This window comes from Kitasatospora sp. cg17-2 (assembly GCF_054031055.1).
In genome coordinates this window covers 1,478,578-1,502,238 of sequence record NZ_CM132923.1, presented here as the reverse complement: position 1 = coordinate 1,502,238, position 23,661 = coordinate 1,478,578, and the positions used below count along the sequence as shown (strand labels likewise).

General features: G+C 73.5%; 13 protein-coding genes. 8 read left to right on the top strand and 5 right to left on the bottom strand.

All coding sequences use genetic code 11. The features are described from left to right. Nucleotides 1–46: 46 nt before the first annotated feature. A complete protein-coding gene (locus ACW14Y_RS05930) occupies nt 47–3,421 on the bottom strand; it encodes an extracellular solute-binding protein (protein ID WP_456986117.1) in 3,375 nt (1,124 codons plus the stop codon). Beyond that, entirely contained in the window at nt 3,418–4,434 is a 1,017-nt protein-coding gene (locus ACW14Y_RS05925) for a hydroxyacid dehydrogenase (protein WP_380395151.1), read from the bottom strand. Before ACW14Y_RS05925 ends, ACW14Y_RS05930 begins: the two co-directional genes overlap by 4 nt. A 593-nt stretch (nt 4,435–5,027) precedes the next feature. Between ACW14Y_RS05925 and ACW14Y_RS05920 the strand changes: the two genes are divergently transcribed. Together ACW14Y_RS05920 and ACW14Y_RS05915 are read left to right on the top strand one after the other, a co-directional pair. Then, nucleotides 5,028–6,383, top strand: a complete 1,356-nt coding sequence (locus ACW14Y_RS05920) for a BNR-4 repeat-containing protein (RefSeq protein ID WP_456986116.1) — start codon at nt 5,028–5,030, stop codon at nt 6,381–6,383. 238 nt (nt 6,384–6,621) lie between these two features. Next, on the top strand, nt 6,622–7,770 hold the full coding sequence (locus ACW14Y_RS05915; protein WP_456986115.1) for a LacI family DNA-binding transcriptional regulator: 1,149 nt from the start codon (nt 6,622–6,624) through the stop codon (nt 7,768–7,770). Nucleotides 7,771–7,812: 42 nt separating this feature from the next. Here ACW14Y_RS05915 and ACW14Y_RS05910 read toward each other — a convergent pair whose 3' ends face one another. After that, nucleotides 7,813–11,232, bottom strand: coding sequence for a beta-galactosidase (locus tag ACW14Y_RS05910; protein WP_456986114.1), 3,420 nt, complete (start codon nt 11,230–11,232; stop codon nt 7,813–7,815). Nucleotides 11,233–11,584: 352 nt separating this feature from the next. On the opposite strand from ACW14Y_RS05910, the gene ACW14Y_RS05905 reads away from it, so the two are divergent. Next, nucleotides 11,585–12,580 carry a helix-turn-helix transcriptional regulator gene (locus ACW14Y_RS05905; RefSeq protein WP_456986113.1) on the top strand — a complete coding sequence of 332 codons (996 nt, stop codon included), beginning with the start codon at nt 11,585–11,587 and terminating at the stop codon, nt 12,578–12,580. A gap of 81 nt (nt 12,581–12,661) precedes the next feature. On the opposite strand, the gene ACW14Y_RS05900 is transcribed toward ACW14Y_RS05905, so the two are convergent. Further along, nucleotides 12,662–13,615 carry a helix-turn-helix domain-containing protein gene (locus ACW14Y_RS05900; RefSeq protein ID WP_380309424.1) on the bottom strand — a complete coding sequence of 318 codons (954 nt, stop codon included), beginning with the start codon at nt 13,613–13,615 and terminating at the stop codon, nt 12,662–12,664. A gap of 267 nt (nt 13,616–13,882) precedes the next feature. Between ACW14Y_RS05900 and ACW14Y_RS05895 the strand changes: the two genes are divergently transcribed. From ACW14Y_RS05895 to ACW14Y_RS05885, 3 genes are all read left to right on the top strand, one after another. After that, entirely contained in the window at nt 13,883–15,676 is a 1,794-nt protein-coding gene (locus ACW14Y_RS05895; protein ID WP_456986112.1) for a S8 family serine peptidase, read from the top strand. Between the two features lie 163 nt (nt 15,677–15,839). Then, complete coding sequence (locus ACW14Y_RS05890; protein WP_456986111.1) at nt 15,840–16,853, top strand: asparaginase; 1,014 nt, start codon at nt 15,840–15,842, stop codon at nt 16,851–16,853. 83 nt (nt 16,854–16,936) lie between these two features. Beyond that, entirely contained in the window at nt 16,937–19,288 is a 2,352-nt protein-coding gene (locus ACW14Y_RS05885; RefSeq protein WP_456986110.1) for an immune inhibitor A domain-containing protein, read from the top strand. Between the two features lie 101 nt (nt 19,289–19,389). On the opposite strand, the gene aroA is transcribed toward ACW14Y_RS05885, so the two are convergent. Beyond that, the gene (gene aroA / locus ACW14Y_RS05880; RefSeq protein WP_456986109.1) at nt 19,390–20,634 is read right to left on the bottom strand and encodes a 3-phosphoshikimate 1-carboxyvinyltransferase; all 1,245 of its coding nucleotides are present in this window, start codon (nt 20,632–20,634) and stop codon (nt 19,390–19,392) included. A gap of 333 nt (nt 20,635–20,967) precedes the next feature. On the opposite strand from aroA, the gene ACW14Y_RS05875 reads away from it, so the two are divergent. Together ACW14Y_RS05875 and ACW14Y_RS05870 are read left to right on the top strand one after the other, a co-directional pair. Next, nucleotides 20,968–21,543, top strand: coding sequence for a GNAT family N-acetyltransferase (locus tag ACW14Y_RS05875; RefSeq protein ID WP_380309416.1), 576 nt, complete (start codon nt 20,968–20,970; stop codon nt 21,541–21,543). 163 nt (nt 21,544–21,706) lie between these two features. Next, complete coding sequence (locus tag ACW14Y_RS05870) at nt 21,707–23,542, top strand: glycosyltransferase family 2 protein (RefSeq protein WP_380309414.1); 1,836 nt, start codon at nt 21,707–21,709, stop codon at nt 23,540–23,542. Nucleotides 23,543–23,661 lie beyond the last annotated feature (119 nt).

The following is a 23,661-nucleotide window of genomic DNA, read 5'->3' as shown; positions in this document are numbered from 1 at the left end:
CCGGACGGGCGGGCGGCGTTCGGCCGCCCGCCCGTTGCCGCGGGTCTCAGTCGGTCTCGGTCTTCACGCGGGAGTTCATTTCCTTGATCCCGGCGTCGACCTGCTTCTGCTTGGTCATGACCAACTGGTGCTCCTCGGAGAGGATCGTGTCGATCTGGGAGGTCTTCGGCCCGACCGGCATCTCCAGCGCCACCCGGTCCGGCTTGAACGCCTTCTTGGAGCCGTCGTCGGTGGGCATCCCGGGCAGCGCGAAGTAGGCCTGGCGGGTTTGCTCGGTCAGCAGGGCGGGCACCACGCCGACCGCGGTCACCGCCTTGGCACCCTCGGGGCCGGCGGCGAACTCGACGAACTTCTGCGCGGCGTCCGCGTGTCCGGCCTTCTTGTTGACGGCGAAGCCGGTCGGCGAGCCGAAGGTGGCGACGTCGGAGGCGCCGGGGCGCTGCGGGAGCGGGGCGAGGGCCCAGTCGGCGTCGGTGGTGCCGGCCGCCTTGTCGGCCAGCAGCTTGGCGATGAACCAGGTGCCCATCGGCAGCATCGCGGCCTGCTTGTTCTCGAACACCGACTGGTAGCCGGTCTTCTGGGTGGTGGCGGTGCCGAAGTCGATCGTCGCGCCGGCGTCCTGGAGCGCGAGCGCGTTGCGGTACTGGTCGGCGAGGAAGCCGTAGTCGCCGCCCAGCAGGTCGCCGCCGGTCTGCGCGGCCGCGACCGCCTGCACCACCGAGCGCCAGGTGTGCTGGTAGGTGCCGTACACCTTGTTCTGCCCGGTGCCGGAGGTCAGCGACTTCGCGAGGTCGGCGTAGGCGTCCCAGGTGAGGTTGGTCGGGTAGGGCTTGCCGGCCGCGTCGAACAGCTTCTTGTTGTAGTAGAGCAGCCAGAAGTCCTGGCGGTAGGGCAGGGCGTAGTACTTGCCGTTCTCCTGCCGGAACGCGCCCAGGCCGTTGAGCTTGTCGGCCTCGCCCTTGGTGGCGAGCGGGGTGAGGTCCTTGAGCTGGCCCCGGCCGGCGTAGCGGGAGTAGTCGATGACGTTCTTCATGGTGATGACGTCGGTGGTGTCGCCGGCGGCGAGCATCGTGGTGATCTTGGTCGGGTAGTCGGCGGCGAGGATGTCGACCGGCTTGACCGTGATGTTCGGGTTCGCGGCGTGGAAGGCGTCGAACAGGGCCTTGAACTCCGGCGTGGTGGCCATGTTCCAGACGCTGACGGTGAGTTCGACCGGGCCGTTGTCCGCGGCGCCGGTGGCTTCCGGGCTGGAGCCGCAGGCGGTCAGCGGGGCGGCGACGGCCACGGCGGCGAGGAGGGCGAGGACACTTCTTCGGTTCACGGGTGGTCCTGGGTGTCTCGGGATCCGGGGCGCGGTGCCCGGGTGGATCGGGGTGGGTCGGGGTGACGGGGGATCAGGCGGGGGAGGCAGGGGGGACAGGGGAGCCGGGCAGCACGGCGACCGTGGTCCGGCCGTCCGGCCAGCCGACGGTGACCGTCGGCGGGGCTCCCGGCGCGGAGAGTTCGGCGCGCGGCGGCACGTGCGGGGGCGCGCCCAGGGCCAGCGCGGCGACGCACCAGCCACCCGGTCGCGGGCGGGCCCGGAGCCAGGGGGTGGCCGTCGCCTCGCCCAGCGGGGTGGCGTCGAGGGCCCGGTCGACCCCGGCCCCGGTGAAGCCGAGCAGGCCGACCGAGGTCGAGGTGCGGTCGGTGGCGGCGGCGCTCGCCGTCGACCCGTCGACCCGGTCGACGGGCGGCCGGTCGGCGGTGAGCGGCCAGCCGCCGACGCGCAGCGCGGCGACCTCGGGCCAGCCCGGCGAGCCAGCCGGATCGACCCGGACGCAGCGCACCTCCCAGGCCCCGCGCACGATCGAGACGGTCGTGACCACCGCGGCGTCCACGGCCGTGCCCGGCCGGCCGCTGCCGTGGTCGGGGACGCCGCGGTCGGGATCGACCCAGTGGCAGCGGGCCCGCGAGGCCAGCACCGCCGCGCCCTCCGGCTGCTCGACCGCGAGGTCTCGAAGCCGGTGCGGTGGGTGGCCCGCCCGTCGGCGTCCAGCAGGACGACGGACTGGTCGAGCGGCGCGTCCCAGCCGTCCTCGGACAGCAGCGGGGCGGTGGCGGTCGAGTAGCCGAGCCGGGCGTAGAGCGGCGAGTCACCGGTCCGGTCGCCGGGGCGGGCGTGGTCGGTGCCGTGGTTGTGGACCCGCACGATGCCGTCGGCACGGGTCGAGCTCAGCGCCCAGCCCGGGGCCGCCAGCAGCGCCGACTGGTCGGCGACCTCGACCGGCAGCGGCTCCTCGGTGCTGGTCCACACCGGGTGGTCCGCCGGCAGGGCCAGCCCCAGCAGGCCCTTCGACGCCCAGTACGGCGAGCCGGGGCCCGAGTAGCGCTGCGCCAGCCGCCGCCACGGGTGGTGCCAGCCCAGGCTGAGCAGCCCGTCGGCACCGGGCGCGCCCCGGTCGGCGAAGTGCTTGACGATCCCGACGGCGGCCCGCCGCAGCAGTCCCGGGGACAGCGCGGTGCTGTCGCTGAACGCGCCCAGCCAGAACGGCGCCGCCGCGGCGAACCGGTAGCTGAGGCTGCGCCCCTGGAGCAGCGGCGAACCGTCGGCGCCGACCAGCCGGACCGCGTCGAGCAGGAAGCGGTCCAGGTGCTCGCGGTACCGGGGGAGGCGGGGCGCGGCGAACTCCTCCGCGCCGTCCATCCGGCTCCACAGCACCGGGTACAGGTGCAGCGCCCAGCCGTTGTAGTGGTCGTAGCTGCGCTCCGCGCCGTCGCTGTACCAGCCGTCGCGGCGGACGAAGGTCTCGTGCACGGCGAGGTCGGACTCGATGTCCTCCCGGGACCACGGTCCGCCGACGGAGGCGAGGAACTGCTCGACGACGATCCGGAACCACACCCAGTTGGTCCGCGGGTAGCCGTCGTCGCCGACCACCTGGGACAGGTAGCCGACCACCCGCTCCCGCACGCCGGGGTCGAGCAGGTCCCAGAGCCACGGCCGGGTCAGGTCGAGGACCAGGGCGAGCGAGGCCGCCTCCACCTTGGCCTGGGGGTGCTCCCGGGGTGTCACCCAGCGCTCGGGCGAGGCCGGGTCGGTGCCGGCGGCGAGGCCCCGGGCGTAGTGCTCCATCAGGTGCAGCGGGTCGCGGCCGTGCTCCCCGGCGACCCGGAAGCCCGCGAGCAGCAGGGTCCGGGCGAAGCCCTCAAGGCCGTCGACCGCGGTGCCGTAGCCGCCGGGGGCGCCGGGCGGGGTGATCAGGGCGTGTGCGGGCGAGGCGTGCCGGCGGGCGGCGAGCAGCAGCCGGTCGGCGAGCGCCGCGACGTCGGGCCGGGTCCATCCGGTGATCGGGGAGGGGCCGGGGCCGTACTCGGTGGGCCGAGCCGTCGGCGTCGGCGTCGGTGTCGGGGACGGGGTCGGCGTCGGGGTCGCGGCGTTCACGCCCGCACCGCCAGGGCCTCGTGGGTGACGGCGTCCAGCGGCGGCAGGCCGTCCAGATGGCGTTCGAGCTCGTCGAGCGCCTGGTCGGCCATCCGGCGGGTCTCGGTGCCGAGGGAGCCGGCGATGTGCGGGGTGAGCATGACGTTCGGCAGGGCGGCCAGCCGGGAGCCCGGCGGCAGCGGTTCGGGGTCGGTGACGTCGAGGATGGCGTCGAGCCGGCCGGCGGCGCACTCGCGTTCCAGGGCGTCGGTGTCGACGACGCTGCCGCGGGCGGTGTTGATGACGGTCGCGCCGTCGGGCAGCAGGCCGAGTTCGCGGGCGCCGATCGCGTGCCGGGTGGACGGGAGGGCGGGCAGGTGCAACGAGAGGATCTCCGCGCGGCGCAGCAGTTCGTCCAGCCCGACCAGCCGGGCACCGGCGGCGGCGACCTCGGCCGGGTCGGCGTAGGGGTCGGTGACCAGGATCTCGGCGGTGTCGAGGGTGCCGCGCAGCAGGTCCACCACGCGGCGTCCGATCCGGGAGTAGCCGACGATCCCGACGACGCGCCGGTAGTTGGAGAGGTCCTGCCGGTGCTGGACGGCGGACCAGTCGGCGGGTCGCACCCGGGACTGCGCCGCGAGCACATGGGCCTTCTTCCCGGCGAGGACGATCGCGGCCAGGGTGTACTCCGCGACCGGCCGGGCGTTGGCCTCGGCGGCGCTGGTGACCAGCAGGCCGCGCTGCCACAGGGCGTCGGAGGCGAGCGGCCGCACGCTGCCGGCGCAGTGCAGTACGGCGCGCAACCTCGGTGCGGCGTCGAGGCGTTCGGCGGTCAGCGGCGGGCATCCCCAGGAGGTCAGCAGCACCTCCGCCTCGGCCAGCCGGGCCAGGGTGCGGGGTTCGTCGAGGTCCTCGCTCCACAGCGGGTCGCCGAGCCGGGCCAGCGACCGCAGCCGGTCGAGCTGTCGGTGGCCGAACTGGACCCCGAAGGTGTCGCGCCGCATCACGAGCAGTGCTTCCGGACGGTGACGCATGTCCTGAGGTCCTTCCTGGGGGCGGGCAGTCGATGCGAGCGAAAGTGTTTCTTTCTGTTCACTCGATCAGTGAGAGGGAGTACACCGCATGCCGATGGTCCGACACAAGCCCTCGTTTCCCGTTCGTGACGCAAAGGTTTCGATCGGGAGTGTGCGTTTGTGGTCGAACCTGAGACATCGGGCCCTCGCCCGGACATGCGTCGGGCGGCCGTCGCCGCCCACCACCCATGGGGCCACGGTCGGGGCGGCGCCCGGGAGGCCGGGTCCGGAACGGTTCCGTGTCGATGCGGTCGATCGGTACGTGAATCGTGCGTAGCCGCCGGGGAGGCGCTGACCAGGGGCGGACCGGTCCCGGTCCGCTCGGGGACGAAGCATGCCGCCCGGCGCGGGCGGGTCGGGCGGGTCCGCCGGAACGACCGTGCGCACCCCCTTGACACCTCCCGGAAACGCGGGTGTCATTCAGCTCGTCGGCCGCTGTTCGCTTCTGATCGATCGCTCAGGTGACGGTTTCGCCCTGCGTCGGGAAGCGTTCCGCTGCGAGTCGCCGACATGTGCCTTCCGCGGCCCCACCCGCTTCGCACCAGGAGACCCCCATGCACAGAACCGGTCCTTCCGGCACCCCGCTCCGCCGCCGTACCGCCCTCGCCGCGGCCGTGCTCACCCTCGCCACCGGCGCCGTCGCGCTGCCCGGCGCGGCCGCCCCCACCCCGGCCGCCGCCGCCACCGCCGTGTCGCCCTCGTTCGACGTGCTGAGCACCGACGCCACCTTCCAGTGCCGCCGGTCCTTCGGCGGCGGCCTGTACGACGCCGCCTCCAACAAGACCTACATCACCTACAACGGCCCGAGGATGGACGTGTACGTGCGGGCCTACGACCACGCCACCGAGCAGTGGGAGGCCCCGGTCCTGGTCAAGGCCCAGAACCAGACCGGGCAGTTCGACTACCACAACTACTCGACCCTGGTGATGCTGCCCAACGGCAGGCTCGCGGTGTTCTTCGACAAGCACTCGGTCGCCTCGTACATGGCCACCGCCCCCACCGCGCACTCGGCCGAGGGCACCTGGACGACCAAGCAGATCAGCGGCGACTGGAACGACTACCCGATGCCGGTGGTCGTCGGCGACAAGCTCTACTTCTTCTACTCCCGCAACGACGACCAGAGCCACCCGTACCGCAGTTACAAGGTGATGAGCTCCGCCGACAACGGCGCGACCTGGAGCTCCCCCAGCACCGTCATCGACACCGGCGAGACCGCCGACAGGTTCAACGAGGTCTACGCGTTCGGTGTCGCCGTCATCAACGGGAAGGTGTACATCAGCTACAGCCTCTGGGGCGGCCCCAACGGCCACGCCAAGCAGGGCAAGGACCTCTACGTCAGCGTCTACGACCCGGCCACCGGGCGGATGTCCAACGCCGCCGGACAGGACGCCGGCAACACCGTCAACTTCGCCGACCTGCCCGCCCACCTGGTCAAGGCCGCCGCCCCGGCCGCCTCGGGCGACTTCTCCGCCACCCACCCCGTCCAGTACTCCCAGGTCTGGGCCACCGACTCCGGCCAGGTCTACGTCGGCTTCGGCGAGGCCCTCGCCGGACAGCGCAACATCCGCTGGGCCCGTCTCAACAGCAACAACGCCTGGGAGTACGGCACCGTCAAGTCCGGTACGGCCCAGTTCTTCGACATGGTGAAGACCGGCAACGACGACTTCGAGTTCCTCTACACCGACGAGAACTACTCCAGGCTGACCAGCACCGCCCTGCGCGACGGCACCACCCTCGCCCCGGTCTTCGACCTGCCCGTCAACGCGGCCGGCACCAATGCCGACCGGATCGACCACGCCGACTACATCGAGAACCGGAAGTCCATCAGCGTTATGGGCACCATGACCGACTACGACACCCGGACGTCCGACTACAGCGGGAAGTGGCCGGTCTTCACCGTCAAGCGCTGACCCCGCACCCGGGCCGCGGCCGGGCCGATCGCTCGATCGGCCCGGCCGCGGCCCGCTGCCGTGCGGCGGCCCGCCGCACCGCCCGCCCCCCGGGGCGTGTGCGGTGTGCGAAGGTGATCGATTATGCTCGGATCGAGCGGGGGCGGCCGTCCGGTTCCGGGCCGTTGCGCCCCGCCCGCGCCGGACCACCGGAGACGCCCGCCACGGCGCCATGACGAGGAACGACCACGGAGGCGTTGTGACGGAGCCCGAGGCCCCCCTGCTGCCGGCGCAGCGCCGGGAGAACGTCCTGCGCGAGCTGCGCAACCACGGCACGCTCCGGGTCGCCGACATCGCCCGTGCGCTGGGCGTCAGCCCGATGACCGTCCGCCGGGACGTGGCGCAGCTGGCCGAGGAGGGCGTGATCGAGCGCGTCCACGGCGGCATCCGGCTGCCCCGCCACGCCAACCGGGCCCCGGCCGCGGCGCCGACGGCGGTCGAGGAGAGCGGGGCCGCGCCGGTGGAGGGCGCCGTCGAGCGGCCGGCGGTCGGCATGGTCGTGCCCTCGCTCGACTACTACTGGCCGCAGATCATCCGGGGCGCGCGCGACGCGGCTCCCGACGCGGGTGTCCGGATCGTCCTGCGCGGATCCTCCTACGAGGACGTGGACGACGTCCGCCGCCAGGTGACCTGGCTGCTGGAGACCGCCGGGATCCGGGGCCTGCTCATCGCGCCGCCGACGGTCGGGGAGGCCGCCGGCGAGCTGGTGTCCTGGCTGGCCGGGCTGCCCGTCCCGGTGACGCTGGTCGAACGGACCGCGACCGTCGGGCTGTTCGCGGAGCACGTCGAGTCGGTCGCCACCGACCACGCGTTCGGCGCGGCCCTCGCCGTACGGCACCTGGCCGCCGAGGGCCACCGCCGGATCGGCCTGCTGGCCTCGGCGACCAGTCCGACCACCCCGGCCGTGCGGCGGGGCTGGCAGGAGACGACGGCCGCGCTCGGCCTCGACGCCGACGGCACCCCCGAGGTGGTCACCCCCGACCACCGTTCGGCGGACTGGCACGACGTGCTCGACGGCTTCCTCGACGCCGCCCTGGCCGGCGGTACCACGGCGGTCCTGGTGCACTCCGACCGCGAGGCGATCTCGCTGGTGGCCCGCTGCCAGGAACGCGGCATCGAGGTGCCGACCGACCTCGCGGTGGTCGCGTACGACGACGAGGTGGCCGGGCTGTCCGAGCCGGCGCTGACGGCGGTCCGCCCGGCCAAGCCGACGCTCGGCCGGACGGCCGTCCGGCTGCTCGCGGAGCGGATGCGGGAAGGCGCGGACCGTCCGGTGCACCGGGTGGTGATCAGTCCGCAGCTGGTGATCCGGGACTCCAGCGTGGTGGGACGGGGCCCCGGCCGCTGACGCCTCCGGGGGCCCGTCCCACTCCGTGGTGCGGTGCCGCCGCTACGACGCCGCCGCGGTCGCGCCGCCCCCGTACCCGGGAGCGCTCACCCGGGCGGCCGTCATCGGCGACCGCCACGTCCCGTACGACTCCAGCTCGATCCTGCCCGGGCCCCCGCCCGCGGCGTCGGTGTTCCACACCGCGACGGCGATCGTGTTGCTCCCGTCGGTGTCCAGGATCCCGTTGGGGAGCGGGAACCGGGTCTGCGGCCCGACGTCGTTGATGTAGCGCCCGAACTGCCAGCCGTTGACGAAGACCAGCGCCCGGTAGTGGCGGGAGCGGTCGTCCGTGATCCGCAGCCCCAGCGAGGTGTCCTGGCCCTTCGGCAGGTGCAGGTCGACCGTGGTCCGGTACCAGGTGACGCCCGGGGCGGTGGTCCGGTCGGGCAGCGTCGCCGGGCTCCAGCCGCTGTCCGGGAACCCGGGCAGCGACCAGCCGGAGCGCTCGCCGTACAGGCCGCCGCTGTTCATCGGTCCGCGCGCCGGGTCGGCCGGCTGCTCGCCGCCGAGCGCGCCCTGGAGGCGCCAGACCAGCGCCGGTGCGCCCTCGCCGGTGAGCTTGGCGCCGGTCAGGCCGCGGGCCTGCTTGTGCGCGTCGTTGACGTACCAGTCCTTGTTGTGGCCGGAGTTCTCCAGCAGCACCGCCAGCACGTTGTCCCGGCCCGGGGTGACGCTCCCGGCGGGGAAGGCGAACGCTTTGGTGCCCTCCGGGGCGCTGCCGAGGAAGGTGCCGTTGAGCCACACCGAGTAGACGCCCGCCTTGCCGGTGAGGGCCGACAGGCTCACCCCGGTGGTGCCGGCCGTCCCGGTGAAGTGCCCCCGGTACCAGACGTCCCCGTGGTGGAAGCCGTACTCGTCGGCGAACAGCACCGGCTTGGTGACCGGCGTCGTGGTGCTGTTCGAGGACTGCTTGTCCGCCGTGCGCCACCCGGAGTCGTCGAAGCCCGGCCGGGACTCCGGGTTCTCCGCCTGCTTCTTCCAGCCGGTGAGCGCGGGCAGGACGACGGCGGCCGGGGCGGCGAGGTCGCCGACCCGCGAACCGCCGGTACCGGTCCGCAGCGCGAGCGGGGCGCCGTTCCAGGTGGTGGCGGTGGCGGCCGGACCGAACACCTCGACCGGTCCGGCCTGCGCGTTGTCGCCGGTCAGCGCCAGGGTGCCGGCCGCGAGCGAGGCCGAGCGCAGCAGCGAGCTCCCGCGCACCAGCACCGGTCCGGCGGAGGTCTCCGCCCGCCAGAAGTCGCCGGCCGTCGCGGTGTCCGCGAGCAGGAGCAGCAGCGGCTGCGCGCCCCCGGTGACCAGGACGCGGGCGAGTCCGTCGTGGGTGTAGTTCAGCCGGAGGTCCCCGGTGGCGGCGTCCCAGCTGCTGTGGACGGTGCCGGCCAGTACCTGGACGGTCGGCCGGGTCGCGGCCTCGACGACCGTCTCGCCGGGCTGCCCGTGGTCGCCGTGGAGCAGCGCGATGTCCTGTCCGCCGATCCGGGCGTGGGTGACCGGCTCCGAGGTGGAGTAGCGGAGGCGGGAGGCGCCGACCGGGTAGTCCGCGACCAGGGTCTTGGACTGGCGGCCGTTGAGCGAGATCGCGGTGCCCGGCTCCTGCGGCACGGTCGGGTAGACCCGGCCGGCGGGGCCTGGCACGTCCACGGCGTCCACGGAGACGAAGGCGCCCTTGGCCGACGCGTTCTTGCGCCCGGTGGCCACGATCCGCAGGGTGTGCTCCCCGGCGGTCAGCCCGCTGGTGGCCCACAGCACCTGCTGGGAGACGGTGCCGGCGGAGTAGCCGTCCACCGTGGCGGCCCTGGTGCCGTCCAGGTACACGTCCGCCAGGCCGTGGTTGGCGGCGGTGGAGGCGATCCAGCGCACCGCGGTGCCCTTGAAGCGCACGGTGACGTCGGCCCCCGCGCGGTCGGTCCAGGACTCGGTCTGCCGGAACTCGTCGGCGGTGTAGCCCTGTTGGTAGCCCGCCCTGGTCCAGCCGGTTCCGTAGACCGCTTCCGGGCCCTGGTCGTCGACGGTGTAGGCCTGCGCGCCGAGGTCGAGCGAGATCGTGGTGTCGACCTTCTTGGTCGAGGTGGCGTCGGTCTGCCGCAGGACGTGGAACTGGGTGCTGTCGTCGGGGTTGATCCGGACGGTCTCGGTGAGGCCGGCGGCGCTCGGCCGCCCGGCGGCGACCCGGTCGGTCCTGGTGAGGGGGGCGGCGCTCTGCAGGAAGTAGCCGGTCAGCTTGTCCTGCCGGTAGGTGTCGGTGAGCCCGCGGGCCTCGGTGATCGGGGCGCCGTAGTCGTACGAGGTGTAGACCGTGCCGGGGTCGGCCTGCCACCCCCAGTTGGTGCCGCCGTAGGCCATGTAGAGGTTCTGCATGGTCGCGCCGACCGCGATGTTCTGCTGGTGGAAGACGTTGGCGAACTGCGGGCCGAGCAGCTGCCGGCACTTCTCGTAGCCGGGGCCGCCCCACGGGTCGAACGCGCCGGACTGGAACTCCGCGGCGAACAGCGGACTGCCGGGGGCGTGTCCGTAGGAGAGGTCGGGCACGCCCTTCCAGGTGTCGGGGGAGGAGCAGTTGAAGCCCTGGGGGTAGGAGTCCACGCCGTCGATGTCGAGGGCGCCGGTGCCCTCGGTGAAGTGCGCGTTGTGGTTGCCGGTCAGCGGGACGGTGATGCCCCGGTCCCGGGCGCCCTTGGCGAGGTGGGCGATGTAGACCCGGCCCGGAGCGTCGTTCTGGTAGAACTCGTTCTCCACCTGGTAGGCGATCACGGTGCCGCGACCGTCGGTGAGTTGGTGGCGGGCGATGATCGGGTCGATCTTCGCGAGCCACTCGTCGGCGGCCGCGAGGTAGGCGGGGTTCGTCCCCCGGGCATGGCCGGGCAGGGTGTCCACCCAGGCCGGGAAGCCTCCGCTGTCGACCTCGGCGTTGATGTAGGGACCGGGGCGGGCGATCACGTAGAGGCCGAGCTCGGCGGCGAGGTCGAGCAGGCGGTCGACGTCGCGGACGCCGGTGAAGTCGTAGACCCCGGGTGCGGGGGAGTGGTAGGCCCAGTCGAAGTAGAGCGAGACGGTGTTGAAGCCTGCCGCCCGCTGCTTCTCCAGGATGTCCCGCCACAGGTCGGGGCTGGGCAGCCGGAAGTAGTGGAACTCCCCGCTCCAGATGTAGGTGCGGCGGCCGTCGATCATCATCGAGTAGCCGTCGTAGGTCACCGTGTGGCTGCCGCCCGCGGCGGTCGGTGCGGGGGCCGGTGCGGGGGCCGGTGCCGCGCCCGTCGGCGGGGCGGACGGCCCGGGCTCGGCCAGGGCGGGGGAACCGCCGCCGAGGGTCGTCGCCGCCGACAGCAGGACGGCGAGCACGGCGGCGAGCAGCGTGGCGAGGGCGCGGCGTCGCCGTCGCCGGGCGGTCCGGCGTGCGGGTGGGTGTGGGAGGTCGTGGGGCATGGTGGGGCTCCCTGTTGGGTCCTGGGGGGTTCGCGCTGCCCTGACTGCACGGCGAACCGGTGGGGGGAACCGGCCGGACCTGGGCGGCCGGGCCAGGTCTGCGCGGTGGTGAGGGGCGATGAATTCGCTCATGAATCACCGGATATGAACAACATGCAACATCACAGCGGCGGGACTCCCGACTGTCAACGGAGGGGGAAGCACCGTCGTGTCGGAATGCGGACAGTGTCGGTAGTCCGCCGTTCCTCCCGGCGCCCGCCGTCCCCTACTGTGGCGGCACCCCGGCCGGTCCCCGACGACCGACGGCAGTCGCGGGGGAGTGCGGCCCGACGGCCGCAAGGGGAGCGATCCGATGCTTGAGCCGTTCGGTGTGACCGGGAGTGAGGAGACGCTCTACCGCGCGCTGTTGACCGCCGGGGACGCCACACTCGCCGCCCTCGCCGAGTCCGTCGGCCAGAGCCCGGCCCTCACCGGCCGTCGGCTGCGGGCGCTGGAGGCCAAGGGGCTCGTGGTGCGGACGCGGGGCCGGTCGGTGCGCTTCCGGGCGGCGCCGCCCGATCTCGCGATCGAGGTCCTGGCGCTCGACCAGCAGCAGCGGATCGAGCGGGCCAGGGCCGCCGCCGCCGAGTTCGCCGCGCTCCGGCCGGGCGGGGCGCGGTCCCGAGGAGTCCCGCTGATGGTCGTACGCGGCCCCGAGGCGAACACCAGGCGCTACCTCCAGGCCCAACTGGCCGCCAGGGAAGAGGTCCTGATCCTCGACAAGCCGCCCTACCTGGCCGACGGCGTGGAGCCCCAGTACGACCTGCAGCTCGAACTGATGGCCCGCGGCGTCACGTACCGCACCGTGTACGACAGCCGCTCCCTGGAGGAGCCCGGCCAGTTCGAGCGGGTCGAGCAGCTGGTGCGGGCGGGGGAGCGGGCCCGGGTGGTGAACGGTGTGCCCCTGAAGATGCTGATCACCGACCGGAGTTCCGGACTGCTGCCGCTCGGCTCCGGCGATCCCCGCGAGGGCGGGTCCCACGAGGGCGGGCCCCGGGACGGTGGGCCCCGGGAGAGCGTGGCGCTGGAACCCTCCCCGCTGCTGGACGGCCTGCTCGCGCTCTTCGAGTCCCTCTGGGCGCAGGGCACGCCGCTGTGGTCCTCGCCGAGGGAGGCGGGCCTCGACACGGTGGGCCGGCGCATGCTCGGGTACGCGATCGCGGGCTGCACCGATGCCGCGATCGCGCGGCGCACGGGTCTGAGCAAGCGCACGGTGGAGCGCCGGATGCGCGCCCTGATGGACGCGTTGGGCGCGCGCACCCGTTTTCAGGCCGGTCTGCAGGCGAGCCGGCGCGGGCTCGCGGACTGACCCGGCCCGGACGGGCCGTGGTCTCTGCGGTTGCCCGACCGGTGCCTCGGTGCCTCGGTGCTGCGGCGCCTCGGTGCCGCCTCAGCCGAGCAGGCCGCGGCGGCCGGCCTGGAGCCCGGCCTGGAACCGGGTGCGGGCCCCCAGGGAGTCCATCAACCGCCGCATCCGGCGTTCCACCGTGCGCTTGTTGACGCCGATCCGGCGGGCGATGATCTCGTCCGTCCAGCCCGCGGCGGCGTAGCCGAGGAGTTGGATGTCCTCCTCGCCGAGTTCGGCGGCCGGCCGGCCGCGCCCCCACAGCGGAGTGCCGCGCTCCCACTGCGCCTCGAAGAGCGCGAGCAGACCCTCCAGCAGCGGGGAGGCGCGCAGCACGACGGTCTGGCGCTCGCCCTCCAGCACCACGGGCACCAGGGCGACCCGCCGGTCGGCGATCAGCAGCTTCATGGGGAGTTCCTCGACGACCCGGGCGGACTCGCCGTGCTGGGTGAGCCGGCGGGCCAGGGCGAGCTGTCCGGGTTCGGCGATGGCGGTGCGCTCGTAGACCGTGCGGTACTGCACCCCGCGTGCCATCAGGTCGAGTTGGACGTCGGTCTGCCCGGCGATGCCTCCCTCGACATAGGGCGGCTTGTCGAGGATCAGCACCTCCTCCCGGGTCGACTGCTGCACCTGCTCGAAGTGCAGGGTGTTGGCCTCGTCGCCCTGGACGACCTCGACGGTGGGCTCGCCCCGGTCGCGTCCGGCCCGCCAGAGTTCGGCCAGGTCGACGGCGGCGATGCGGGCCCGGTCGACGCGTTGCCGCGCGCTGAGCGCCAGGACCTCCAGGGCGAGTTCGGGAGGGGCGGGCCGGAACCGGACCGGGCGGGTGGGGGTCTTGGTGAGCAGCCCCTTGGTCTCCAGGTCGCGCAGCCTGCGGCGCAGTCCGGAGGCGTCCTGGCCGGTGCTCTCCGCGAGTTCGGTCAGCGTCCGGTCCGGCTCCCGGAGGAGCACGCGGTAGAGCGCCTCCTCCTGCGCGGTGACGCCGAGGGCTTCGAGCACGGTCGTCCGTCCTCCTCTGCCGTGGGGTGAACCGGACCGGCGTGGCCCGGCGGCGCAGCCCATCGTAGGGGCACCGCCTCCGGGGCCGGCGGCCGGACCACCCGTTCCGGGCCCGGTCGGCGCCGTTCTCGCACGCCGGAAACACGACCGTCATCACCCTGTCCCACAGGCTGTCGGTTTGCCGCCATCGGCGGGAAACCGGTGGATCCAAACAGCTCCGGGAGCCCTAGCCTTCTCGTCAACTCCCAGCCCCCACAAGGAGGACGTATGAAGCGCTCAGCAGCGCTGGCCGGCGTGATGCTGGCGGCCGTGACCGGTCTCGGAGCGATATCCCCGGCCTCGGCCGCCCCACTGGAAGGCCCCGCCACCGACTACATCGTGGTCCTGAAGGACGGTACGGCGGTCGACCCCGTCGCCGTCGCCCGCTCGGTGGCCGGGGTCGAACTCGGCTCCGTCTACCGCTCCGCCCTCGACGGCTTCTCGGCGGCGCTCACCCCCACGGCCGTGAGCGCCCTGCGCTCCGACCCGAACGTCGCCTATGTCGAGGCCTCCGCCACCGGCCACGCGGACGGCCAGGCCACCCCGAACGGCACCAGCCGCGCCGGTGCCCCCGCCAATCCCGGTCTCAAGGTCGGCGACGGCCTCGACCAGCGGGTCGACGTGGACGTCGCGGTCATCGACTCGGGCATCGACTACTACCACCCGGACCTCAACGTGGTCCGCCGGGTGAACTGCGTGGGCGTCACCGCCTGTGTGGAGAACGCCGGTTACGACGACAACGGCCACGGGTCCAACGTCGCCGGGATCGTCGGCGGCCTGGACAACGGGATCGGCTACGTCGGTGTCGCGCCCGGTGCCCGGCTCTGGTCGGTCAAGTCCCTCGACAAGGAGGGCTCGGGCTCCACCGAGGAGATCGTCAACGGCATCGACTGGGTCACCGCGCATGCCGACGAGATCGAGGTCGTCAACATCAGCATCGGCTTCGACGGCACCGAGCGCGCGGTCAACGACGCGGTGAACCGCGCGATCGCCAAGGGCATCGTGGTGGTGGTCTCGGCCGGCAACGACCACCGGGACGTCTCCAACCAGAGCCCCGCCAACGTCCCGGACGCCATCACCGTCTCCTCGCTCAGTGACGCGGACGGGAAGCCCGGCGGCCTCGGCACCTTCGCCTGGTGCAACAAGAACAACACCAACAAGGACGACTCGCTCTCCAACTACAGCAACTTCGGGCGCGGCGTGGACCTCGCCGCCCCCGGCGACTGCATCCAGTCCACGTTCAAGAACGGCGGCTGGTCCAACTACAGCGGCACCTCGCAGGCGGCCCCGCACGTGGCGGGCGCCGCCGCCTGGCTGACCCGCGGCGGCAACAAGCCCACCAACCGGGCCGGCGTGCTCGCCGTCCGCGACAAGCTCGTGGCCGCCGGGAACACCAACTGGACCGACACCTCCGGCGACGGCGTGAAGGAACCGCTGCTCGACCTCACCAGCACGGCGGTCTTCCCGGCCGGCGGCACGGCGGGGCCCGACGCCACCTTCGTCCCCAGCTGCGACGCCACCGGCCACACCTGCACCCTGGACGCCTCGCTCACCAGCGGCAGCGGCCTGAGCTACAGCTGGGACTTCGGCGACGGTTCCACCGGCACCGGCGTCAAGCCCGTGCACACCTGGGCCTCCTACGGCGTCAAGCAGGTCAAGCTGACCGTCACCGACTCCGCGGGCCGCACCAGCCGCAACAGTGCCTACGTCCGCGCCACCGACCCGTCCGTCAATGAGAAGCCGGTCGCCTCGTTCAGCCGCTTCTGCACCGCCGCGGCCTGGTGCGGCTTCGACGCCACCGACTCCTTCGACCCGGACGGCAGCGTCGCCTCCTACCGCTGGGACTTCGGTGACGGCACGGCAGTCAGCAGCGAACTGAAGCCCGGCCACACCTACCCGGCCGCCACCGCCACCTACCAGGCCCGGCTGACCGTCACCGACAACAAGGGCGGCACGGCGACCGCTTCGGCGACCGTGAGCTGCGTCAAGCAGACCTACCTCACCATCTGCTCGGCGTCCTGACCCTCCCCCGAGCCGGCCGGGTCCGGAGCGCGACCCCCACACCGCGCCCCGGACCCGGCCTCCAGCAGCGCAGCACCCGGCACCCCGGCAGCCCGGCAACGCAGCACCCCGGCAACGCAGCACCCCAGCACCCCAGCACCCAGCACAGAACGGACGAGGCTCAATGGGACGGATCGTCGTCATCACCACCGGAGGCACCATCTCCGCCCGCCGGAGCGGCACCGGCTACCGCGCCCGCGCCACCGGGCGCGAGGTGCTCGCCCGCACGGCCGTCCCGCCCGCCGTCTCCGTCGAACTGGACGACCTGTGCGTCCTGGACGGCCCGTCGATGACCACCGCCCACCAACTGACCCTGCTGCGACGCATCCACGAGGTGCTCGCCAGGCCCGAGGTCGGCGGCATCGTCGTCACGCACGGCACCGACACCCTGGAGGAGAGCGCGTACCTGAGCGACCTCCACCACCACGACCCGCGCCCGGTGGTGTTCACCGGCGCGATGCACCCGATCGACGGCGGCGCGGACGGCGACGACGGGCCGGGCAATCTGCACGACGCCGTCCTCACCGCCTCCGCCGTGTCCGGACTCGGCACCCTGGTGGTCTTCGGCGGCAAGGTGTTCGCCGCCCGCGGCACCGTCAAGTACCACACGGTGGCCACCGACGCCTTCGCCGCGCCCGGCGCGGGCCCGATCGGCGAGGTCCGGGGCGAGACGGTCAGCGTCCACGCGCTGCCCCGGCGGACGCCGCCACTGCCGCCGCTGCCCCGGACGGTCCCCGAACTGCCGCTGCGCGTCGACGTGGTGACCCATCACGCGGACGCCGATCCGATGCTGCTGCGGGCCTCCGTCGCGAGCGGCGCGCAGGGCGTCGTGCTGGTCGGCAGCGGGGCCGGGAACGCCACGCCCCCGTTCGTCGAGGCCGTCGCCGAGGCCACCGCGCGCGGCGTGCTGGTCGCCCTGAGCACCAGGGTCCCGGTCGGCCCGGTCGCCGAACTCGCCACCAACGGCGGCGCGGTGGACCTGGTCGCCGCCGGCGCCGTCCCGGCCGGCACGCTGCGCGCGGGCCAGACCCGCACCGCCGTCCTCAGCGCCCTGCTGGCCACCGCCGAACCCGCCGAGCGTCGCCGGGCGCTGGCCCAGGTCCTCGGCGTCGCCCCCGCGCCGGTCGCGACCCCCTGAACCCGTCGGAGCCGGATTCCCGGCTGCCGCCGCCCCCTGGCGGGCGCACCCGCCCGCCACCGGACGAAGGACGACCACCCCTCGTGAAGAGATCCCGCACCCTCGCCGCGGCCACCGCCGCCGCGATCGCCGCCTCCATAGGCCTGATGCTGCTGCCGCCCAGCGCCTCGGCCGCCGACGACCCCGGCGCCACGCTGGACCCCGCCGAGGCCCAGGTGGCCCGGGCGGTCGAGCACAATCTGCCCGGCCCCCTCACCGGGAAGGCCGACGCCGCCCGGAAGACCGCCACCGAACAGCTCGTCAACGGGACCGCCACCGTCGAGCAGCGCGGCACCAGCACCGCGGTCAAGCTCGGCGACGGCCAGTACGTCGAACTCGCCCGGCAGCGGACCGACCGGATCTTCACCGTCCTGGTCGAGTTCGGCGACCAGGTCGACACCACCACGATGCACGACGGAAAGCCCAAGTACGGCGGCACCCCGGGGCCGTCGCACAACGCCATCGCCCGCCCGGACCGCGCGACGGACAACTCCACCGCCTGGAAGCCCGACTACGACCGGGCCCACTACCAGGATCTCTACTTCGGCACCACCGGGGACTCGCTCAGGACCTACTACGAGAAGCAGTCCTCCGGTCGCTACTCCGTGGACGGCACCGTCACCGACTGGGTCAAGGTGCCCTGGAACGAGGCCCGCTACGGCTCCAACTGGTGCGGTGACAACGTCTGTTCCAGCGCCCAGGACCTCATCCGCGACGCCGTCGACGCCTGGGTCGCCGACCAGAGGGCCCAGGGCCGCAGCGACGAGCAGATCCGCGCCGCGATCGCCGAGTACGACCGGTGGGACCGCTACGACTTCGACGGCGACGGCGAGTTCAACGAACCTGACGGCTACCTCGACCACTTCCAGATCGTCCACGCCGGCGTCGACGAGTCCGCCGGGGGAGGCGCCCAGGGGTCCGACGCGCTCTGGGCGCACCGCAGTTACGTCTACGGCTCGGGTTCCGGAAGGACCGGACCGGCCGGGAACAAGCTCGGGGGCACGCCGGTCGGCAGCACCGGCATCTGGGCCGGCGACTACACCATGCAGGCCGAGAACGGCGGCCTCGGCGTGTTCGCCCACGAGTACGGCCACGATCTCGGCCTGCCCGACCTCTACGACACCACCGGTCACGGCATCGACAACTCGGTCGGCTACTGGTCGCTGATGAACTCCGGCTCCTGGCTGGGCGAGGGCCGCGACGAGATCGGCGACCGCCCCGCCGACCTGGACGCCTGGAGCAAGCTGCAACTGGGCTGGCTCAGCTACGACCGGGCCACCTCCGGCGAGGTCTCCGTGCACCGCACCGGCCCGGTGGAGTACAACACCGCGCTGCCGCAGGCCCTGGTGGTCGAGCTGCCGAAGAAGAGCGTCACCACGGTGGTCAACACACCGGCCGAGGGCACCCAGGAGTGGTGGAGCGGCAGCGCCGACAACCAGAACGTCACCCTGGTGCGCGACCTCGACCTGACCGGCCGGACCACGGCCGCGCTCACCGCCAAGGGCTGGTACGAGCTGGAGCGCGACTTCGACTACGCCTACGCCGAGGTCTCCACCGACGGCGGCGGCGAGTGGACCGCGCTGGCCGGGACCTTCGACGGCGCCCCGATCCCGCACAACCCCAGCGGCTCCCCCTCCCTCACCGGCACCTCCGGCGGCGCCTGGGGCACCCTCGCCTACCCGCTGGACGCCTACGCGGGCCGCCAGGTCAAGGTCCGCTTCCGGGTCGCCACCGACGGCAGCACCCGCCTCAAGGGCCTCGCCCTGGACGAGCTGTCCGCGACCGCCGACGGCAGCGTCCTGTTCACCGACGGGGCCGAGAACGGCGACGGCGGCTGGCACGCCAGGGGCTTCACCCGCACCACCGGCACCTTCACTCAGCAGCACGGCCAGTACTACCTGGTGGAGAACCGCCAGTACGTCTCCTACGACAGCACCCTGCGCACCGGCCCGTACGTCTTCGGCTCCACCCTGCGCCCGCGCCGGGTCGAGCACTTCCCCTACCAGAACGGCCTGCTGATCTGGTTCTGGGACGCCTCGCAGAGCGACAACAACGTCTGGGACCACCCCGGCGCCGGACTGGTGCTGCCCGTCGACGCCCACCCCGCGCCGCTGCGCTGGAAGGACGGTCGGCTGATGAACACCCGGGTCCAGAGCTACGACTCCACCTTCGGCACCGAGGAGACCGACAGCCTCACCCTGCCCCGCGCCGACGTCCCGGTGACCGTGCCGAGCCTGCCGGGCGTGACGGAGTTCAACGACCGCACCGGCGTCTACTGGGACGCCGCGAACCCGTACAGCAGCGTCAAGGTCCCGCGGACCGGTACCAGCATCCAGCTGCTGTGGAACAGCGCCGACAAGCTGGAGTCCCTGATCATGGTGCGCCCCGCGTACTGACCGTCGGGCGTACTGACCGTCGGGCGGTCGGGCGGGCGGGCGGTCGCCGGGGGCGGGCACACCTGCCCGACCCCGGCGCCGTCCGGGCGTTCCGTCGCCGGTCAGCCGGTGGCCGCCCACTCCTCGCGGAGCCGCCCGAACACCTCGTGGAACTCGGGGAAGGTCTTCCGCACGCAGCCGGGGTCGTCGAAGGTGATGCCGGGGGTGCGCAGGCCGGTGACGGAGAAGGACATCACCATCCGGTGGTCGCCGTGGGAGGCCAGGGCGGCGCCGCGCGGGGTGCCCGGGCGGATCTCGATCCAGTCGTGGCCGGTGGCGACGTCGATGCCGAGCCGGCGGAGGTTCTCCGCGCAGGCGTCCAGCCGGTCGCACTCCTTGACCCTGGTGTTGGCGACGTTCTCGATCCGCACCGGCGCGTCCGCGAACGGGGCGACGGCGGCGAGCGTCGGCATGGTGTCGGAGATGTCGCGCATGTCGACGGTCAGACCGGAGAGCCGGCCGCCGGCGGGGCCCTCGACGGTGGTCCGGTCGCTGCCGACCTCGACCCGCGCGCCCATCCGGGCCAGCACGTCGACGAACCCCAGGTCGCCCTGGAGCGCGCCCTTGCCGAGCCCGGGGACGGTCAGCCGCCGGCCGGTGAGCGCGGCGGCGGCGAAGAAGTAGCTCGCCGTCGAGGCGTCCGGCTCGACCGGGTACTCGGCGGCCCGGTAGCCGCCGGGCGCGACCTCGTAGACCCGGCCGGTACGGGTCACGGTGGCGCCGAAGGACCGCATCATGGCGACGGTGATCTCCACGTACGGGGCGGAGACCAGGTCGGTGACGGTGATCCGCAGGCCCTGCTCGGTGAGCGGGCCGAGCAGCAGCAGCGCGGTGAGGTACTGCGAGGAGAGTCCCGCGTCGAGGGTGATCGCGCCGCCGCGGACGCCGTCGGCGGTGATCCGCAGCGGGTGGTGGCCCTCGGCCTCCTCGTGCCGGAGGTCGACCCCGAGGGCGCGCAGCGCCTCGGTCAGCGGGCCGAGCGGGCGGCGGCGCATCTGGGCGGAGGCGTCGAAGCGGAAGTCGCCGCGGCCGGCGGCGGCGAGCACGGGCAGGAAGCGGGCGGTGGTGGCACCGTCGCGGCAGTAGACCTCGGCGTCGTGGGCGGGGCCCTGCGGGCGGCCCTCGACCGTCCACCGGTCGGGCGCGGCGGTGAGCGCGTAACCGAGCGCGCGCAGCCCCTCGGTGAAGCCCTCGGTGTCGTCGGAGCGCAGCGGCCGGAGCAGGGTGGTGGTGCCCTCGGCGGCGGCGGCCAGGAACAGCGCGCGTGCGGTGACGGACTTGGAGCCGGGGATCTCGACGGTCGTCATGGGGCCTCCGGGGTGGGTGGTCCGGGCGTGCCGGGCAGGGTTCGTGGTCCGTCCGCCATCCTGCCGGAGGCGCCGCTTAGCGGGGGAGGGTGTCCGGGTACTGGAACGGGGCTCGGACGGTGGGCCGGACGGTCGCTCCGCCGCTCGCTCGGCCGGTCGCTCGGCCGGGACGGTCCGAACGGGTGCGGCCGGGGCGGCCGGGTGGGCGCGGGTGGGTCGTACGCGCAGGTGGGGCGCGGGGGCGGCTGTGGCACGATGCGAGGGATCGGCCGAACGGCCGCCGCCTCCCCGCCCGGGCCAGCACGGTCCGGGCCCGCCAGAGACGAGGACCCCGTGTCCGAGAGCAGCACCGGCGCGGCCCCCGAGGCCGCCCGCACCGACCGGCTCGCCTTCCGCGCCGCGACCTCCGCCGATGTGCCCGCCCTGCTGGAGCTGGTCGAGTCCGCCTACCGGGGCGACACCAGCCGGGCCGGTTGGACCACCGAGGCCGACCTGCTGGCCGGGCAGCGGACCGACACCGAGGGTGTGAGCGCGGCCGTGGGCCACGCGGACGGTGTGGTGCTGCTGGCGGAGCTGGACGGCGAGCTGCTCGCCTGCTGCCAGCTGGAACGCCGGGGTTCGCGCGCCTACTTCGGCATGTTCTCGGTGCGCCCCGGCCGTCAGGGCGGCGGCCTCGGGCGGGCCGTGCTCGCCCGGGCCGAGCGGTACGCGGCCGAGGAGTGGGGGGTGGCCGAGATGGAGATGACGGTGATCGAGCAGCGCTCGGAGCTGATCGCCTGGTACGAGCGCCGGGGCTTCCGGCGCACCGGCGACTACTCGCCGTTCCCCTACGGCGACGAGCGCTTCGGCATCCCGCTCCGCCCCGACCTGCGGTTCGAGAAGCTGACCAAGGAGATTACCGTCGGGTAGTGGTGACACGGCGTCAGGTGGTGTACGAATCTGACGTTGTGTCAACTCCCTGACCTGGGACGATGCCCGACAGTCACGCCCGATGATCGATTGGTCCAGACCAACGTGAGAGGCTGACCGGCGAAAGGCCACGTTCCGTCCCAGCTCAGGGGGGCCATTCCGCATGCCCGTACACCATGGCAACGCCGTCTCCGCGCCCGACCGGGAACCGCACCACCCCGGGCACCGAATACCCGACGGCGGGCCCGACGGCCGTCCCGACAGCCTGCTCGCCGGCCGTTCCGGGACGCTTCCCGGTACCCGTCCCGACGCACGCGCCGACGACGACCTGTCCCGTCTGCCCAGCCCGCCCGACGACGAGGAGCTCTACTGGTACTTCGGCCCGCAGCGCCGCTGGGTGCTGCTCTGCGCCACCCTCTCCTACGCCGGAGCCACCGCGACGCTCGGCCTGTTCGCGCTCAGCCGCCCACTGCTCTGGCCGTTCCTCGCCCTCACCGTGCTCAACGCCGCGACCTGGCTGCTCTCCGTCGTCGACGGACAGCGCTCCCGCCGCTTCACCCGCGACTCGCACGACCTGCTGGTCCGGGCCTGGCGCCCGGTCCGGCACCCGGGCGTCGACCTCCTGCTGCCCACCGCCGGTGAACCGCTCGCCGTCCTGGACAACGCCTACCGGCACACCGCCGCCGTCCGCTGGCCCGGCGAGCTGACCGTCCTGGTCCTCGACGACGCCGCCCGGCCCGAGGTGCGCGAACTCGCCGAGTCCTACGGCTTCGAGTACCGCAGCCGCCCCGACCGGGGCCGCTTCAAGAAGGCCGGGAACCTCAACCACGGCCTGGTCGAGGGCACCGGCGACATCATCGCCGTCCTCGACGCGGACTTCTGCCCGCGCCCGGACTTCCTGCAGCACCTGGTGCCGTACCTCGACGACCCGGACATCGGCATCGTGCAGAGCCCGCAGTGCTTCGACACCGACCCCGGGATGTCCTGGCTCGAACGCGCGGCCGGCGCCACCCAGGAGATCTTCTACCGCTGGATCCAGCCCTCCCGGGACGCCCAGGACGGCACCGTCTGCTGCGGCACCAACGCGCTCTACCGGCGCGCCGCCCTCGAACGCGTCGGCGGCTTCGCCGAGATCGACCACAGCGAGGACCTCTACACCGGCCTCTCGCTCGCCCGCGCCGGGTGGACCACCCGGTACGTGCCCGCGCTGCTCGCCAAGGGCATGTCGCCCACCGGCCTGCCCGCCTTCATCAGCCAGCAGTACCGCTGGTGCCTGGGCTCGCTGGCCCTGGTCGGGGACCCCGACTTCCGGCGCGGCCCGCTTCCCCGCTCGGCCCGGCTCTGCTTCTGGAACGGCATCCTCGGCTACCTCACCAGCGCGGTGAACGTCTTCGCCGTGCCGCTGCCGGCCCTGATCATGCTGTTCTTCCGCCCCGAGGAGATCGCCCCCTGGCAGGTCCTGCCGTTCCTGCCGCCGATCTGGGTCGCGCTCGTCCTGCTGCCCGCGATGTCCCGCACCCACTGGCGCTTCGAGGTCACCCGGGTCCAACTCCTGGGCGGGCTCTGCCATGTGGTGGCCATCGCGCACGCGCTGCGCCGCCGCAGTGCCGACTGGGTGCCCACCGGCGCCGTCTCCGGCGGCACCGCGCTGGCCCGCAGCGTCGCCCGGATCGGGGTCGGCTGGCTCGGCCTCGTGGTCGTCGCGGGTGCGGTCGGACTCGTCCGGGCCGTCAACTCCTACGGCTGGCAGCCCTTCTGGGCGCTCGCCGGACTGCTCGCGCTCACCACCTACACGGTCGTTCCGCTGATCGGCGCGCTCTGGCCGCTGGTCCGCGGTGGCAACGGCGCCACCGTCGCGGACCTCGCCCGGCCGTCCGACCGCCAGGGCAACCGGCGGTCCGACCTCCGCTTCGGGCCCGCCGAGGCCGTCGCCGTCACCGCAGTGCTGCTGCTCTGCGGCCTGCTGGCGTCCGGCTGGGCCGACCCGCTCGTGTTCTGACGTTACATCAGTTCTACTTCCTCCCTTCGTAGTTCTGTTCCGCCCTTCCTTGCGCGTCGCCCCACCGGCGCGGACTGCCGGCCGCCCCATCGGCCCGCCGGCCCCCGACCACCGCTGCC